The following is a 16,102-nucleotide window of genomic DNA, read 5'->3' on the forward strand; positions in this document are numbered from 1 at the left end:
CTGCCTCCTCAGTCGTCCAGATCAAAGGGGGGCGCCTGTTCGATGGCATCCCGCTCAAATTCCAGCTCTTCGGGCACCGGCTCCGACATGGGAGAGGCCCCGGCCGGCATGTTCTGCTTATACTGCATCTCCTGCCACTGGGCCTTGGAGATGAGGACCTGACGGGGCTTGGAGCCCTCAAAGGGGCCCACCACGCCCTTCTCCTCCATCTGGTCCACCAGGCGGGCCGCCCGGGAATAGCCCAGTTTCAGACGCCGCTGGAGCATGGACACCGACGCCATGCCGGTCTCCACCACCACCTCGATGGCGTTGGGCAGGAGCTCGTCGTAATCGTCCTCGGAGCTGTCGACGGCGCTCTCTCCGCCGCCCTTGTTCCCCTTGTCCTTGGCCGCGGCGTTCTGCTCGATCTCGTGGAGGACCTCCTCGTCGTACTCCGCGGTGCCGCTGCGCTTGACGAACTCCACCACGCTGGCCACTTCCTCGTCCGAGATGAAGCAGCCCTGCACCCGCTGGGGCTTGCCCGAGCCCAGGGGGAAGTAGAGCATGTCGCCCCGGCCCACCAGCTTCTCCGCTCCAGTGGTGTCCAGGATGATGCGGGAGTCCAGAGAGGACTGGACCGCAAAGGCGATGCGGCTGGGGATGTTGGCCTTCATGAGGCCGGTGATGACGTCGGCCGAGGGACGCTGGGTGGCGATGATCAGGTGCATGCCCGAGGCGCGGCCCATCTGGGCCACGCGGCAGATGGACTCTTCCACCTCTTTTGCGGCCACCAGCATCAGGTCGGCCAGCTCGTCGATGACCACCACCACCGAGGGCATTTTCTTCATTCCCTCGGTGCGCTCGGCCAGGGCGTTGTAGGATTTCAGGTCCCGCACTCCCACCTCGGCGAAGGAGCGGTACCGCTTCATCATCTCGGTCACCGCCCACTGGAGGGCGCCGGCCGCCTTTTTGGGGTCGGTCACCACGGGGATGAGCAGATGGGGGATGCCGTTATAGATGCCCAATTCCACCATCTTGGGGTCCACCATGATGAGGCGGACCTCCTCGGGTGTGGCCTTGTAGAGCAGGGAGATGATGAGGGAGTTGGTACACACCGACTTACCGGAGCCGGTGGTACCTGCGATGAGCAGATGGGGCAGCTTTCCGATGTTGCACACCACGCAGCGGTTGCTGATGTCCTTGCCCACCGCGAAGGAGACCTTGGACGGGCTCTCCCGGAACTCCCGGGAGTCGATCACGTCCCGGATGCCCACCGGGGCCACCAGCTTGTTGGGCACCTCGATGCCCACCATGGAGATCTTGCCCGGAATGGGGGCGATGCGCACTCCGGTGGCTCCCAGGGCCAGCGCGATGTCGTCGGTGAGATTGGTGAGCTTGTTCATCCGCACGCCCTGGGCCAGCTCCAGCTCATACCGGGTGACCGAGGGGCCCCGCACCGCGTCCACGATGGCCGCGTCGATGCCGAAGGAGTGGATGGTGTCGGCCAGCCGGAGCTGGTTGGCCTGGAGCTCCCCGGCCATGTCGCTGGCCGAGACCCCCCGGCTCTGCTGGAGCAGATCGATGGGGGGATACTGATACTCCGGCCCCACCTCTTCCCGCTCCAGGCTCTGGGTGATGTCCCGGCTCACCTCGGCGGCGGCCCGGGCGGTCTCCTCCGCCTTCGCCTTGGGCGCGGTCACCGCGGGCTCCCGCTGGATCTCGGGCATGGGCGGCATGGGAGGACGGACCGGCTCGGACTCCTCCACGGGCAGAGGGGCGGGCTCCGGCGGACTTTCCCGCCGGAAGAGTCCCAGCGGGGGCTTGGGCTCGGGAGCAGGCTGGACCACCGGCTCCTCCACCCGCTCGGGCACCGGGGTCTGGACCTCCGCCGCCGGCTCCTCCGCTTCCGCCTCCGGCTGGACCGGGGCGGGCTCGGGCTTGCTCAGCACAGGCACCGTGGGCTCGGGCGGCTGGACCCGGTCTCTCCCCGCCAGGACCTCATCGGGCGTGGGCACCGAGGGCTTCTGGTTGAAGAACTTGCCCTTCTTGGTAAAGAGCGGGCTGGACACCGGCGCTTTCCCCACCAGGGGTCCCTCGTCCACCGGGATGTCGATCTCCGCGCTTCCCCGTCCCCGGGGGGCAGGAGCGGGGGCCGGCTTCTTCTCTCTGCGGGGCGGGAGCTCTTCCTCCTCATAGGCCGGGCGGTCCCGGATATAGTCCACGATATCGGCCAGGGTCACCCGCGCCGCCCCCATGACCAGAAGGGCCCCGGTGAGCAGGAAGACGATGCCCGCGCCGAACTTGCTGAAGATGGCCCCAAAGGACAGGGCCAGAATGCCGCTGACCACGCCGCCGCTCTGAAGGGCTTCGCCCTCCTTCCAGAGGGTCTGGAAGAGCTTGAGGTCCCAGGCGTAGGTTCCCTTGGCCAGAAGCAGGTGGAGCAGCGCGCCGAACACCACCGGCAGCAGCAGGGTACACCAGACCCGCAGCTGGACCGGACGTCCCCGGTGGAAGGCCAGAATCCCGCTAGCCACCAGCAGCATGGGGGGCAGCAGCAGGAAGCCGTAGCCGATCAGGCCCTTGACCCCGCCCACGAAAAAGTCGATGAAGAGGGCCTTGACCTGGAAATAGCCCAGCGCGGCAAAGATGGCCAGAAGCAGGCAGATCAGCGCGCCTACCCCCCGCCGGATGGGCTTGGGGGCGGAAGCGCCGCTCTTTTTCCGGCTCCCGCCGGAGGCGCGGGACTTCCCTGCACCGGAGGAGGCGCGGCTCGTCCCGCCGCTCCGCTTGTTCCCGGAGCGGGGAGCGGCTCGCTTTCCCCCGGATGACTTCTTTTGTGCTGTGGCCATGGAGTTCATCCTTTCTGCGCAGAATGAGGCATGGTCACCATGCCTCATTCCCTAGAGTTTCAATGGTTGTAAAGTTTTATTACTTGCCGAAGAAGGGCACAATGATCCCGGCGATGAGAGAGCCCAGGCCCACGACCCAGCAGTAATAGGCGAACATGCCGAAGCGTCCCTTGTCCGAGAGGAGGTTCACCAGCCGGATGGCGAAATAGCCCACCACTGCCGCCACGATGACGCCGGCGATGTATCCGGGGATGAGGGCGGGGTCCACTCCCTCAGCGGCCGCCTCCCCGATCTTGAGCAGGTTGGCCCCCAGTACGGCGGGCAGGCTCATCAGGAAGGAGAAGCGCACCGCGAACTTCCGGTCAAAGCCCCGGAAGAGCCCGGTGGAGATGGTGATACCGGAACGGGAGATCCCGGGTATGGTGCCCACGGCCTGGGCCGCGCCCACCAGAAGGGCATCCACCAGCGTGGCACTCTTGGCGTTCTTGTGTCCCTTGGCCCGCCGATCCGAGAAGAAGAGCAGGAATCCGGTCAGGAGCATGGCGATGGAGACCGAGATATTGTGGGAGAAGGTCCGCTCCAGCCACTTGTGGATGGGCAGGAGGACAACGAGCGGCAGGGTGGCCGTCACCAGCAGGATGATCATGCGCCCGGCCGGTGTGGGACGTCCCATCCCCTTAGGGTCCCGCTTGACCAGGGCAGTCACCCACGCGCCGAAGGCCCGCAGCATCTCCCACACGTCCTTGCGGTAGTAGATACAAACCGAGATCAGTGTTCCCAGATGAAGGAGCACCGAAAAGAGCATGGATTCGGTCTCTTTCATCCCGAAAAAGGTCTCAAACAGCACCAGGTGGCCAGAGCTGGAAATGGGAAGAAATTCCGCAATGCCCTGGATCACGCCCATCAGTATGGATTGTATCAGATTCAACCCGGATCCCTCCATTCTCCTTCACCGCCCCTTCTCGATCCTCTCTGCGCGGCGGCGTGCAGACGGTATGCATGACATACAGGAATATGATACCATACTTTCCCGCAGATTTCCACGTTTTTTCTTGCCGTTATGTCAACAAAAAAGGAATGGAGCAAACTCCATTCCTCTCTGTTTTATCCTCTTGTCCGCTCGCTCTCTCTGCGGTCCATCATCTGGTGCAGGCACTCCAGCGCGTCGGAGAGGCCGCCCACATGGTCGATGAGTCCAATGGCCACCGCCTCTTCCCCGTGGACCACGCTGCCCACGTCGGCGGCCAGCTCCCCGGTCTGGAGCATCAGCTCGGTAAAGGTATCCCGCTGGATCCTGCTGTGGCGGGTGACAAAGTCCAGAATCCGCTCCTGGATGCGGCTGAAATAGTGGAAGGTCTGGGACACGCCGATGACCGTTCCCGACATGCGCACCGGATGGATGGTCATGGCGGCCGAGGGCGCGATGAAGGAGGTCTGCGCGGACACCGCCAGCGGTACGCCGATGGAGTGCCCTCCTCCCAGCACCAGGGATACCGTGGGCTTCTTCATCCCGGAGATGAGCTCCGCGATGGCCAGCCCCGCCTCGATGTCCCCGCCCACGGTGTTGAGGAGGACCAGAAGGCCGTCGATGTCGTCGCTCTCCTCCACCGCGGCCAGCAGCGGCAGCACATGCTCGTATTTGGTGGTCTTGGTGGACGGGTCCAGGACCTGGTGTCCCTCGATCTGGCCCACAATGGTCAGGGTATGGATGGCGCCCCGCCGGGTGCGGATCACAGAGGAGCCCAGCTCCTCGATCTGGGCCCGCCCCTCTTCCATCTGCTCGGATTTGTTTTGCTCCATGTCGGTTCCCCCCTCTTGGTTTGAGGATAGGTTGCCCGATTTTTTGCCCGCTATCCAAAAAGGAGCCCCGGACAAACGTCCGGGGCTCCTTACATTCTCGATCGCGTGTATTCTGCGTTTTCGATGCAAGCGCCTCGCAGAGTTCCGCCGTCCGCAGACGGCGGAAGAGGATCAAATCGTGTTTTCCGGCGGCATGCACGTCGGAAAACACTCTGCTCAGGCCGCAAGTGTGCGAGCGCTAGCGAGTGCGCGCAGCGGACTGCATCCCCTCGAAAAAACGCTCTGCGTTTTTGAGAAGCGATCTTACTTGGCCTCGTAGACCGCCTTCATGCCCTTGTAGGTCATGTAGCAGTCCAGCTTGGAGACCGTCTCAAAGGGAGAGTGCATGGAGAGCACGGGCACACCGGCATCGATGGTGTCGATGTCGCGGTTGGCCATGAAGCAGGCCACGGTGCCGCCGCCGCCCGCGTCCACCTTGCCCAGCTCGGCCATCTGCCAGAGCACGCCGGCCTCGTCCAGGGTGCGGCGGACATAGGCCACCACCTCGGCGGCCGCGTCGGAGGAGCCGGACTTGCCCCGGGCTCCGGTGTACTTGGACAGGCCCATACCGTAGTTGATGCGGGCGCTGTTGCGCTTCTCATAGACCTCGGGGAAATTGGGGTCGTAGGCCGCGGTCACGTCGGCGGAGAGGCAGAAGGACTTCTCGTAGCAGGCCTTCAGGGGCACCTTCTGGGTGTCGCACAGGTCGGACATAAAGGTGTCGAAGGTGGCGGACTGCATGCCGGACACGCCCTCGGAGCCGATCTCCTCCTTGTCGGCCAGGATGCACACGGCGGTGCGCTCGGGCACGCCCAGCTCCAGTATGGCGGCAAACTCCGCATAGGCGCACACCCGGTCATCGTGGCCGTAGGCGCCGATGAGGGAGCGGTCAAAGCCGATGTCGCTGGCACGGAAGGCGGGGACGGCCTCCAGCTCGGCGGAGATGAAGTCCTCCTCCACGATGCCGTACTTCTGGTTCAGGATGTCCAGGATGGCCAGCTTGACCCGGTCGGCGCCCTCGTCGTCCTTGAAGGGACGGCTGCCCACCAGGATGTTCAGGCTCTCGGCGGGGATGGCCTCGCCCAGAGGCTTCTTGGACTGCTCCGCGCCCAGGTGGGGCAGCAGATCGTCCACGGTGAAGAGGGGATCGCCGGCGCCGGTGCCGATGGCCACCTTGAGAACGGTGCCGTTCTTCAGGGCGATCACGCCGTGGAGCTCCAGGGGGATGGTCACCCACTGGTACTTGCGGATGCCGCCGTAGTAGTGGGTCTTGAAGAAGGCCATCTCGCCGTCCTCATAGAGAGGATTGGGCTTCAGGTCCAGGCGGGGAGAGTCGATATGGGCTGCGCCGATGTTCACGCCATCGGCCAGGGAGCGATTGCCGATCACCGCCAGCATCAGGGCCTTGCCCCGGTTGGAGCGGTAGACCTTGTCGCCCGCCTTGAGCTCCATGCCCCGGACAAAGGGCTTGAAGCCCCGGGCCTCGGCCTGACGGATGGCCTCGTCCACACACTCCCGCTCGGTCTTGCCGGCGTCCAGGAACTTCTTATACTCCTCGCAGTAAGCACGCATGGCCGCCTCTTCATCGGCGGAAATACGATCGTAACCATTCTTGGGGGCGTAGCAGAGCGCTTCGCGGCGCAGCTCACCCACACTCTTTTTCTTGTCTTCCATAGGAAAGATCCTCCTTATATCACAATGGCAGACGCGCCGGAGCAAAGAGGCGCGCCTCAATGCGTCCTTGTCTATCCTACCACAAGTGAATCTTTTTTTCCAGTCATGAACTGGGAATTTCTTTTTCCCCTCCCAGCAGGGACTGAAACAGAGCCAGGGCCCGGCGCTGGAAGGTCTCGGGCGTATCCTCCGGGCCGTTTTCCAAGATATGAGAGCAGTGCGCCCGGTAAAAATCGTCGCCCGGCTGGGACTCCACCCGCTTCCGGGCGTACACCTCGCCGATCCCCTCCCGGGCCATGATACGGCGGATGCGCAGCTCGGACGGAGCCAGAATGCCCACCACCGCGTCGCAGGAGGCACCGATCCCGCTCTCGATGAGTCGGATGGCGTCCACCGCCACCGCTTCCCGGCCCTCTCGCCGGGCCGCCTCGGTCCGCCGTTCCAGCTCTTCCAGAATGAAGCGGTGGGTGATGGCGTTCAGATCCTCCAGGGCCTGATGATCGCTAAAGACGATCTCCCCCAGCCGCTTGCGGGCGATCTGTCCCCCCTCGTCCAGGATGCCCGTGCCGAACCGTCCGGTCAGGGCCTCTTTCAGCCCCTGGTCGGAGGAGAGCAGATCGTGGTACATGGCGTCCGCGTCGATGACCGCCGCCCCCAGGGAGGTGAGGGCGTGCAGCGCCGTGGTCTTGCCCGCCCCGGTGGGGCCGGTGATGCCGATGCGCTTCATATGGATACCTCCTCCCGCGCCCCCGCCCGCAGCGCAAGGCGCAGGCGGATGGCCAGGATCAGATTGACCGCCGGCACCAGGCCCAGCAGGATATAGAGGGCCAGCGCGCCGGGGCGCTTTTTTTGCAAAATACACCCCCGGACCAGACCGTGGAGGAGGAAGATCTCCTGCACGGTCCACAGCACGCCGATGAGAAAGGCGGCCAGAAGGATCAGGGGGTCCAGAACGATGGCCACCAGGGCCACGTGAAAGACCAGGTGCAGCATGGGCCAGAGGGCCGCCAGCACCAGAGGGTAAAAGGGCAGCATCCACACCGGCCCCTGAAAGGCCCCGTGGAGGGAGACCGCCGCGTACCCATAGCCGCCGATGAGCAGCACCTGGAGCGGGATGCCCAGCGCCAGGCCGTCATCCAGAATCCGCACGGCACGCTGAACCCGCGTGGCCTCCGGGACCCGGGCCAGGGGGAAGAAATTGGCCTTTCCCACCACGTAGAGCCCCAGAAGGGTCCCCGGCAGGGCGGACAGGGCCGCCTGCCCCCACGCCAGCAGGGATGAAATTCCGGCCCCCTCCACCGTCTGCACCAGGGCCAGCAGCGTGAGGGCCGCCGTCCAGAGCGTGGAACAGAAATAGCCTGCCCCGGTGAGGAACACCCACACCGGATGCCCCAGCTCGATCTTTTTCATCCGGTCCAGCACAAACAGCAGCACCACGGCCGCATAGACCAGCAAAATCGCCATGCCGCTCCCTCCCCGTCTGCTCAGACCTCCACGATGTGGAAGCCGGCCGCCTTGTTCAGCCGGTTGGACACCGCCAGACCGATGCCGGAGGGCTCCGGTCCCTGGGCCCAGATCTGCTCCACCTCCGTGCCGTCAAAGGCCCGCAGAGCGTCGAAGACCCGCCGGGCCTGCTCGGCCTGGTCGGCCTTGGGGCCGATGGACTCCACCGGGTGTCCCTCGAAGAGATGGGTGAACTCCGCAAAGCAGATGACCCCGTCCTGGTCGCCGATGTGGCGGCGGATGTAGCGGGCGCTCTCGGCCGCCTCACCCTGGACCACGGTCACCGGGGCCTTGGGGGCGTAGTGCCGGTACTTCATGCCGGGGGCCCGGGGCTTCTCCCCCGCGCTCAGGAGCCGGGTGACGGCCTCGTCCACCGCCACCTCGCCCAGCACCTCCCGCAGTTCCTCCAGCGTCACACCGCCAGGCCGCAGGAGACGGGGCGGCTGTACCGTCAGGTCCACGATGGTGGACTCCACCCCCACGGAGCAGGGGCCCCCGTCCACGATGCCGTCGATCTTCCCGTCCATGTCCTCCAGCATGTCCGCCATGTTGGTGGGGCTGGGCCGGCCGGAGGTGTTCCCCGAGGGGGCCGCCACCGGCAGGTCCGCGGCGGTGAGGATGGCCCGGCACACCGGATGGGAGGGACAGCGCATCCCCACCGTGTCCAGTCCCGCCGTCACCACGTCGGGCACCATGGGCTTGCGCCGCAGGATCATGGTCAGCGGGCCCGGCCAGAAGCGCCCGGCCAGCGCATAGGCGGTGTCCGGGATGTCGGTGCAGTACCGCTCCAGCCAGTCCGCCGTGGGGATGTGCAGGATCAAGGGGTTGTCCTGGGGCCGTCCCTTGGCCGCAAAGATGCGGGACACCGCGTCGGCGTCCAGACCGTTGGCGCCCAGACCGTACACGGTCTCCGTGGGGATGCCCAGAAGCCCGCCCTCGGCCAGAATGCGGGCCGCCTCTTGGGTCTGCTGAGATGTAAAGCGTTTTGTCTTCACAGTTTGTACACCTGATTTCTGCTCGTTACTCGTAGATTCCAACCGGCATGCCGGAGAGCTCAATGGCGGTATCCCGGGCAAAGCCGCTGCGCTGGAGGTAGTGCTTGACGGCCAGGATGCCGTACTTGGGGTTGGCCCGCTCGTCCTCCAGCTCCAGCTCCAGCCAAAACCCGGAATCGCTTGTGCCAGAGCCGGTGAGCCAGCCTTCCTCGTCCAGGACCTGGGCCAGCTCCAGCTTGAACCGGTCCTCCTCCATGCCCTGGGGGAGGGCGGTATAGTGGATGCGAAGTTCCATACTGTTCCTCTTTTCTGTGCTCGTATGGGGGCGGACGGCCCGCGGCTCCTCCGCCCACACTGTAAATCAATTAAACTTTACGCCTCTTCCCCGCTCTTCAGACGCTCGGCCTGGTCGGCGGTCACCAGCGCGTCGATGAGCTCGTCCAGATCGCCGTCCATCACGGCGTCGATCTTATAGAGGGTCAGGCCGATGCGGTGGTCGGTCACCCGCCCCTGGGGGAAGTTGTAGGTGCGGATGCGCTCGTTGCGCATGCCCGAGCCCACCTGGCTGCGGCGCTGGCTCTCGAACTCGCTGCTCAGGCGCTCCTGCTCGGCCTCGTAGAGCTTGGAGGCCAGAATGCGCATGGCCTTGTCCCGGTTCTGGAACTGGCTGCGCTCCTGCTGGCACTCCACCACCGTGCCGGTGGGCTTGTGGATGAGGCGCACGGCGGAGGAGGTCTTGTTCACGTGCTGGCCGCCCGCGCCCGAGGAGCGGAAGACCTGCATCTCGATGTCGGCGGGATTGATCTGCACGTCCACCTCCTCCATCTCGGGGAGGACGGCCACGGTGGCGGTGGAGGTGTGGATGCGTCCGCCGCTCTCGGTCTCGGGGACCCGCTGCACCCGGTGGACGCCGCTCTCAAACTTCAGCCGGGAGTAGACCCCCTCCCCCTCGATGACCATGGAGAGCTCCTTGACGCCCCCCAGCTCGGTCTCGCTCAGGTTTACCAGGTCCACCTTCCAGCCCCGGGCCTCGGCGTACATGGAGTACATCCGGTGGAGGGAGTGGGCAAAGAGGGCCGCCTCCTCCCCGCCCACGCCGGCCCGGATCTCCACGATGACGTTCTTGCCATCGTTGGGGTCCTTGGGGAGCAGGAGGATCTTGAGCTCCTGCTCCAGGGCCTCGATGTCCTTCTTGGCCTGGGCAAATTCCTCTTTGGCCATCTCGGCCATCTCCGGGTCGCCCATCAGCTCCTCGGCGTCGGCCAGGTCGCTCTTGCGGCGGTTCAGGTTCCGGTAGGCCGTGACCACCGGCTCCAGCTCCCGCTGTTCCCGGTTGAGCTTGGTCACCAGCGCGGGGTCGTTGTAAGTCTCCGGGGCGTTGAGCTGGGCCTCCAGCACCTGATAGCGCAGGTCCAGCGCCTCCAATTTATCGTTCATAGGCACTCCTTTTTCGTTGGTTTCCGGTCAGCGGTCCAGCAGCCAGGATTTGAGCAGGGCGGGGGCCTCCCGCACGTAGCTGTTCACCCGGGCGGGCAGATCGCTGCTGGGGGCCGCCAGGGTGGAGACATGGGCAAACCCGTTCCGGTCGGCCAGCATCCTGGCCCGGGTCAGATGAAAGCCGTTGGACACCACCAGGATGTGGGTCTCCTCCGGCTCCATGCCCCGCTCCTCCAGGAGCCGGGCGGTCTCCCGGAAGTTCTGGACGGTATTGCGGGAGTTCTCCTCCATCCAGATCTGCTCCCCCGGGCCCCCCTGTTCGGTGAGATAGTCATACATGCACTGGGCCTCGGACATGGGCTCGTCGCTCCCCTGTCCGCCCGAGACCACCAGGGGCAGCTCCGGGTGCTCCCGCCAGTAGTCCAGGGCCGTATCCAGCCGGTCCTTCAGGAGGACGGAGGGCCCCCAGGGCTTTACCTGGGCGCCCAGAATGACCATCACCTGGGGCTCCTCCTGGATCTCCGTCCGGTCCCCGGCCAGCACCAGGCCCTCCAGCACCGCAAAGCACATGGCCCCCGCGATGGCCAGCACAATGGCGCTCCCCCGCAGGGCCCGCTTCCAGGCCGGGGAGCCATAGGACCCCAGCCCCCACAGGAGCGCCAGGACCGCGAAGGCCAGAAGGACCAGTCCCACAAACCGGTAGGCCCCCGAGGCGAAGTGGTGCGTGAGGCCCGCCGCCAGGAAGAGGCAGAGCGCCGGGACCACGGGGCCGATCCCCCGGCGGGGGAACCGCTCCCGGCTCACCCCTGAGCCTCCTCCAGGGCGGCTGAGAGCTCTTCCCACTGCTCATAGAGGGCGGCAAGCTCCCCCTCCATGCGCTCCTTCTCCGCGCACAGCTCCTGCAGGCGCACATAGTCGGTGGCGGCCTCCTCCATCTGGCCGTTGAGGGCCTCCAGAGCCTCCTCGGCCTTGGCCACCGCCCGCTCGGCGGCGCTCACCTGCTTCTCCAGCATCTTGGTGCCGCCGCTGCGCTTGGGGGGCTTGGGCTTGCTCTCCTCCTTGGGCCCCTTGGCCGGGGCGGCCTTGGCGGAGAGCTCCAGCTGCTTGCGCCGCTCCTGAAAGGCCCGGAATTCCTCAAAGGTCCCCCGGAAATCGGTGACCTGTCCGTCCTCGATCATCCAGATGCGGCTTGCAAACTGGTTGATGAAATAGCGGTCGTGGGAGACAAAGAGCAGCGTCCCCTCGTAGTCGGTGACCGCCTCCTCGATCCACTCCCGGGAGGCGATGTCCAGATGGTTGGTGGGCTCGTCCAGGATGAGCAGGTTGATGTTCTCGTCCATGAGCATGCACAGCCGCAGCCGGCTCTGCTCCCCGCCCGAGAGGGCGGAGACCGGCTTGAACACGTCCTCCCCCCGGAAGTTGAAGGAGGCCAGCCGGTTGCGGGCGGTCTGGGTGGTGCAGTTCTGGGCGTAGAGCATGGTGTCCACCAGGTTGCGCTCGGGATGGTCGAAGTGGATGATCTGGGGGAGATACCCGATCTTCACCGTGGGGCCCCGGCGGATCTTGCCCCCGTCGGGGAGCTCCTCCCCCATGATGAGCTTGAGGAAGGTGGACTTGCCGGTGCCGTTGTCCCCCAGCAGGGCGATGCGCTCCCCGCCCTCGATGAGGAGGTCCACGTCGTGGAAGAGGGTGCGCCCCTCAAAGCCCTTCTCCAGGCCCTTGATGAGGAGCACCTCGTCCCCCTGAAAGTCCCGCTCGCCGAAGCGCATGTCCAGCTTGCGCTCTTTCTTGGGCTTGTCGGTCTTGCGCAGGCGCTCGATCCGCTTTTCCATGGAGAAGGCCCGCTTGTGCAGCTTGTCGTTGCCCATGAAGGCCCACAGGTGGAGCTTGTCCGCCGCGGTCTGGAGCTGCTCGATCTTGGCCTGCTCCTTCTCGTACTGCTTGAGCTTCTCCTCGTAGCGGCGCTCCTTCTCCTCGGCGTAAAAGCTGTAATTGCCCGCGTAGAACTCGGCCTTGCCCTCCTGGATCTCGATGACCCGCTTGACCACCCGGTCCAGGAACCAGCGGTCATGGGAGATGGCCAGCACGGTCCCCTTGAAGCGGTCCAGATATTCCTCCAGCCACTCGGTGGCCCGCAGGTCCAGGTGGTTGGTGGGCTCGTCCAGCAGGAGGATGTCGGTATCCTCCAGAATGAGCCGGCCCAGGTTCACCCGGGTCTTTTCCCCGCCGGAGAGGGAGGAGAAGAGCTGCCGGCGCATCTCCTGGGAGATGAGCAGGCCGTTGCAGACCTTATTGAGCTCGGTCTCGGTGTCGTAGCCGCCCCCCGCCTCAAAGGCGGCGGTCAGCTTGTCATAGCGGCTCAGGATGGCGGGGTCGGAGTCGTGGGCCATGCGCTCGGTGAGCTCGGCCATCTCCCGCTCCATGCGGTGGAGCCGCTCAAAGGCGGTGCGCAGCACATCGTCCACCGTATACTCCGCCGGGTAGACGGGGATCTGGGAGATGAGGCCCATGGTCTTGCCCGGGGCCACCACCACTTCTCCCTCGTCATAGTCCAGCTCCCCGGTGAGGATCTTCAGAAAGGTGGTCTTGCCCGCGCCGTTTTTGCCCAGCAGGCCCACCCGTTCTCCCTGGTCGATCTGGAAGGTCAGGCCGTCCAGAATGCGTGTGCCGACCTCGAACTCCTTGACGAGGCCGGATACGGATATATCGATCATTGTTGTACTCCTATGTTGCGGAAAAGGCCGCGGGCCCCCTTGGGGAGTCCGCGGCTCCGAATTTACTCAGCCTCTTTTGTCTTGCTCTTGAGGTACTCCACCAGGTCCTCGAAGGCCATACCGCGGGAGGCCTTGACCAGGACGGTGGTATGGGGCCGGATCACCTGGTCCAGCACGCTGTGGGCGCTCTCCTTATCGGGGCAGTAGTAGACCTCCTCCAGGGGGCTCAGCTTGGCCGCGTCGTAGATGTGCTTGGCCAGCTCACCCACCGCCACCAGGCAGTCGATCCCCACCTTGCCCAGGTACTCGCCCACGCCGGCGTGGAGCACGGGGGCCAGGGGGCCCAGCTCGAACATGTCGCCCAGCACGGCCACCTTGTGCTCGGCCTTGGTGTTGGAGAGGACCTCCACCGCCGCGCGCATGGACTGGGGATTGGCGTTGTAGGTGTCGTTGAGGATGGTGATGTCGTCGGCCCGGTGGATGATGTTCATGCGCATCTTGGTGGGCGCGAAGTGGAGCACGCCGTCCACGATCTCCTTCTCGGTGAGGCCGAAGTGCTCGCCCACCGCCATGGCCATCAGGGTGGGATAGATCATGTGCTCGCCCAGGGCGGGGATCTCCACCGTTCCCTCCATCCGGGGGGTCTTGACCCGGCAGGTCATGTGGCTCTTGCCGTCGCTGACGATGTCGCTGGCCCGGTAGTCCAGGCCCTCGCTCCCGCCGCACCAGACCGTCTCAAAGGGCAGCTTGGGCTCCAGGGAGCGCAGGAGGGGATCGTCGCCGTTGAGGACCACAAAGCAGTCCTTCTTGGCGTGGTGGAAGATCTCGCTCTTGGCCTCCAGGATCTTCTCCCGGGTGCCGAAGAACTCGATGTGGGAGTCGCCCACGTTGGTGATGAGGGCCACGTCGGGCTCCACGATGTCGGAGAGATAGTCGATCTCCCCGGCGTGGTTCATGCCCAGCTCCAGCACGGCGATCTCATGCTCCCGGTTCAGGCGCAGCAGGGTCATGGGCACGCCGATGTCGTTGTTCAGGTTGCCCTCGGTCTTGAGGACCTTGAACTTCTCCCCCAGCACGGCGGCCACCATGTCCTTGGTGGTGGTCTTGCCCACCGAGCCGGTCAGGGCCACAAAGGGGATGTGGAACTTGCTCTTATAGTGCTTGGCAAGGTCCCGCAGGGCCCGGCCGGTGTTGGCCACCTTGATGTAGAACTTGCCGGGCAGATAGCTCTCCCGCTCCCGCTGGGTGAAGCAGCCTGCGGCTCCCCCCTCCAGCGCGGCGTTGATGTAGGCGTGACCGTCAAAGCGCTCGCCGGACAGGGGCACGAAGAGGGACCCCTCATGGATGGTCCGGCTGTCGGTCTCGACCCGGGTGATCTCCCGGTCCAGGTCGTGAAACTCGCCCAGCATGTGCCCGCCCACGACCTCCATGATCTCGCGTATGGTGATGGCTTCCATCGAATCTCCTCCTGGGGACCTTGGGTCCCGCGTTTTTATTTCTGTTCTTTCCGGGCCTCCAGCGAGGCGTCCACGATCTTCTGGCACAGGGTGTCGTAGTCCACACCCACCGCCGCGGCCTCCTGGGGCAGGAGGCTGGTGTCCGTCATACCGGGCAGGGTGTTGACCTCCAGGAACCAGGGCCGGTTGTCCTTGTCCAGCACAAAGTCGCTGCGGGAATAGGCCGTGAGACCCAGCAGCTCATGGATCCGCCGGGCGGCCGAGCGCATCTGGGCCTCCGCCTTCCCGTCCACCTGGGCGGGACAGACCTCCAGAGAGGCCCCGGCCACATACTTGTTCTTATAGTCGTAAAAGCCCGTCTTGGGGATGACCTCGATGGGGGGCAGGCTCTCGCCGTCCAGCACGCCGCAGAAGAAATCCCGGCCCTCCACGAACTGCTCCACCAGCACCTGGCGGCCCAGGCGGCGGCACTCCCGCAAGGCCCTGTGGAGCTCCTCCCCGGTGCGGCAGATGAACACGCCCACCGACGAGCCGCCGTTGTGGATCTTCACCACGCAGGGCAGGGGCTCGCTGCGCTCCACCTCTTCGATCTCCCGGTCGGTGAGCTTGACGGTGCGCCACTGGGGGGTGAGGATGCCCTCGGCCGCCGCCAGCTGCTTGGTGTAGTTCTTATCCATGGCGATGGCGCTGCCCAGATAGCCCGAGCCGGTATAGGCGATGCCCAGCATGTCGAACGCAGCCTGGATGCGCCCGTCCTCGCCGCTCTCGCCGTGGAGGGCGTTGAACACCACGTCGGCCATCTGGCAGGCCGCCAGCACGCCCTGGCCGAAAATGCTCCCGCTCTGGAGCTTGCGCGCGGCCTTCACCGCCTCCAGATCGGGCTCCTCCTCCTTGATGCTCAGATCGGGCAGCGGGGGCGGAAGCCGGAACAGATCCGCGAGCGGATGCCCGTAGTCCTCCAGTCCCAGATACAGGTCCACCATGGCTACCTGGTGCCCTTTCCGCTGCAGAGCCTGCGCCACCATGGCGCCCGACGCGAAGGACACGTTGCGTTCCGGACTCAGTCCGCCCGCCAACACTACTATATTCATAGATACACCTCTAGACATTGTTCCAGACTTACGCGTTTGTTTCAGTATATGCATACATGGGATATTATAACATACCCGCACCGGATACTCAATGCAAAATCGCGCCTCTCTCCCGGTTGTTCGGGCGATTTCCCCCGGTTTCCCCGGCTCCGGGCAGAAAAAAAGACCCTGTCCGGTGGAGCCATGCCCTTCAGGGTCCCTCTTCTCTTGGCGTCAGCGCCCCTCCAGGGCGGCGGTCAGACGAGCGGCGATGGCGCCGCACTTGTCCAGAAAGGCCTTGCGGTCCGGGTCCTCCGGATCGCCCATGCCCGCCACGGTCTCCATCTGGTTGCGCACCCGGGCCAGGAGCCAGGCGTAGTCCTCTTCTCCCAGCGCATTGCCCCGCAGCCGCTCCAGCATGCCGCCCGCGATACGCTGCATCTCGGCGGAGCCCACGTCCTCGCCATAGTTGTAATACAGTCCCACCAGCCGCTCCAGATAGCGCTGGTCTTCCTCCAATAACACCGAAATCCCCCATTTCTCCCCGTTCTGGTACGCATCATCATAGCAGATTTTACCGGCACT

The 16,102-nt window shown here is 65.1% G+C and carries 14 protein-coding genes; all 14 read right to left on the reverse strand.

Annotated features, from left to right (window positions below):
* Positions 1–8: 8 nt before the first annotated feature.
* The gene (locus GPK94_RS01250) at positions 9–2,828 is read right to left on the reverse strand and encodes a DNA translocase FtsK (RefSeq protein ID WP_215654020.1); all 2,820 of its coding nucleotides are present in this window, start codon (positions 2,826–2,828) and stop codon (positions 9–11) included.
* Between the two features lie 79 nt (positions 2,829–2,907).
* Entirely contained in the window at positions 2,908–3,756 is an 849-nt protein-coding gene (locus GPK94_RS01255; RefSeq protein WP_252192476.1) for an undecaprenyl-diphosphate phosphatase, read from the reverse strand.
* Between the two features lie 176 nt (positions 3,757–3,932).
* A complete protein-coding gene (locus GPK94_RS01260; protein WP_186963673.1) occupies positions 3,933–4,628 on the reverse strand; it encodes an ATP-dependent Clp protease proteolytic subunit in 696 nt (231 codons plus the stop codon).
* Between the two features lie 303 nt (positions 4,629–4,931).
* On the reverse strand, positions 4,932–6,341 hold the full coding sequence (locus tag GPK94_RS01265; protein ID WP_215654024.1) for an aminopeptidase: 1,410 nt from the start codon (positions 6,339–6,341) through the stop codon (positions 4,932–4,934).
* Between the two features lie 103 nt (positions 6,342–6,444).
* A complete protein-coding gene (coaE, locus tag GPK94_RS01270; protein ID WP_215654027.1) occupies positions 6,445–7,068 on the reverse strand; it encodes a dephospho-CoA kinase in 624 nt (207 codons plus the stop codon).
* On the reverse strand, positions 7,065–7,805 hold the full coding sequence (locus GPK94_RS01275) for a hypothetical protein (RefSeq protein WP_215654028.1): 741 nt from the start codon (positions 7,803–7,805) through the stop codon (positions 7,065–7,067). Before GPK94_RS01275 ends, coaE begins: the two co-directional genes overlap by 4 nt.
* A 20-nt stretch (positions 7,806–7,825) precedes the next feature.
* Positions 7,826–8,839 (reverse strand): L-threonylcarbamoyladenylate synthase, encoded by a 1,014-nt coding sequence (locus tag GPK94_RS01280; RefSeq protein WP_215654031.1) that lies wholly within the window; start codon positions 8,837–8,839, stop codon positions 7,826–7,828.
* Between the two features lie 25 nt (positions 8,840–8,864).
* Positions 8,865–9,134 carry a hypothetical protein gene (locus GPK94_RS01285; RefSeq protein ID WP_101692905.1) on the reverse strand — a complete coding sequence of 90 codons (270 nt, stop codon included), beginning with the start codon at positions 9,132–9,134 and terminating at the stop codon, positions 8,865–8,867.
* A gap of 77 nt (positions 9,135–9,211) precedes the next feature.
* Positions 9,212–10,276, reverse strand: coding sequence for a peptide chain release factor 1 (prfA, locus tag GPK94_RS01290; RefSeq protein ID WP_101692904.1), 1,065 nt, complete (start codon positions 10,274–10,276; stop codon positions 9,212–9,214).
* Positions 10,277–10,303: 27 nt separating this feature from the next.
* Positions 10,304–11,080, reverse strand: coding sequence for a YdcF family protein (locus tag GPK94_RS01295; RefSeq protein WP_346727966.1), 777 nt, complete (start codon positions 11,078–11,080; stop codon positions 10,304–10,306).
* Positions 11,077–12,990 (reverse strand): ABC-F family ATP-binding cassette domain-containing protein, encoded by a 1,914-nt coding sequence (locus GPK94_RS01300; RefSeq protein WP_215654033.1) that lies wholly within the window; start codon positions 12,988–12,990, stop codon positions 11,077–11,079. Before GPK94_RS01300 ends, GPK94_RS01295 begins: the two co-directional genes overlap by 4 nt.
* A 62-nt stretch (positions 12,991–13,052) precedes the next feature.
* On the reverse strand, positions 13,053–14,447 hold the full coding sequence (gene murF, locus GPK94_RS01305) for a UDP-N-acetylmuramoyl-tripeptide--D-alanyl-D-alanine ligase (RefSeq protein ID WP_215654035.1): 1,395 nt from the start codon (positions 14,445–14,447) through the stop codon (positions 13,053–13,055).
* Positions 14,448–14,482: 35 nt separating this feature from the next.
* Positions 14,483–15,538, reverse strand: a complete 1,056-nt coding sequence (locus GPK94_RS01310) for a D-alanine--D-alanine ligase (protein ID WP_215654038.1) — start codon at positions 15,536–15,538, stop codon at positions 14,483–14,485.
* Between the two features lie 213 nt (positions 15,539–15,751).
* Entirely contained in the window at positions 15,752–16,042 is a 291-nt protein-coding gene (locus GPK94_RS01315; protein ID WP_145996876.1) for a hypothetical protein, read from the reverse strand.
* Between the last annotated feature and the right edge of the window lie 60 nt (positions 16,043–16,102).

The organism is Pseudoflavonifractor sp. MCC625, from assembly GCF_018784545.1.
In the GTDB taxonomy this organism is placed as follows: domain Bacteria; phylum Bacillota; class Clostridia; order Oscillospirales; family Oscillospiraceae; genus Pseudoflavonifractor_A; species Pseudoflavonifractor_A gallinarum.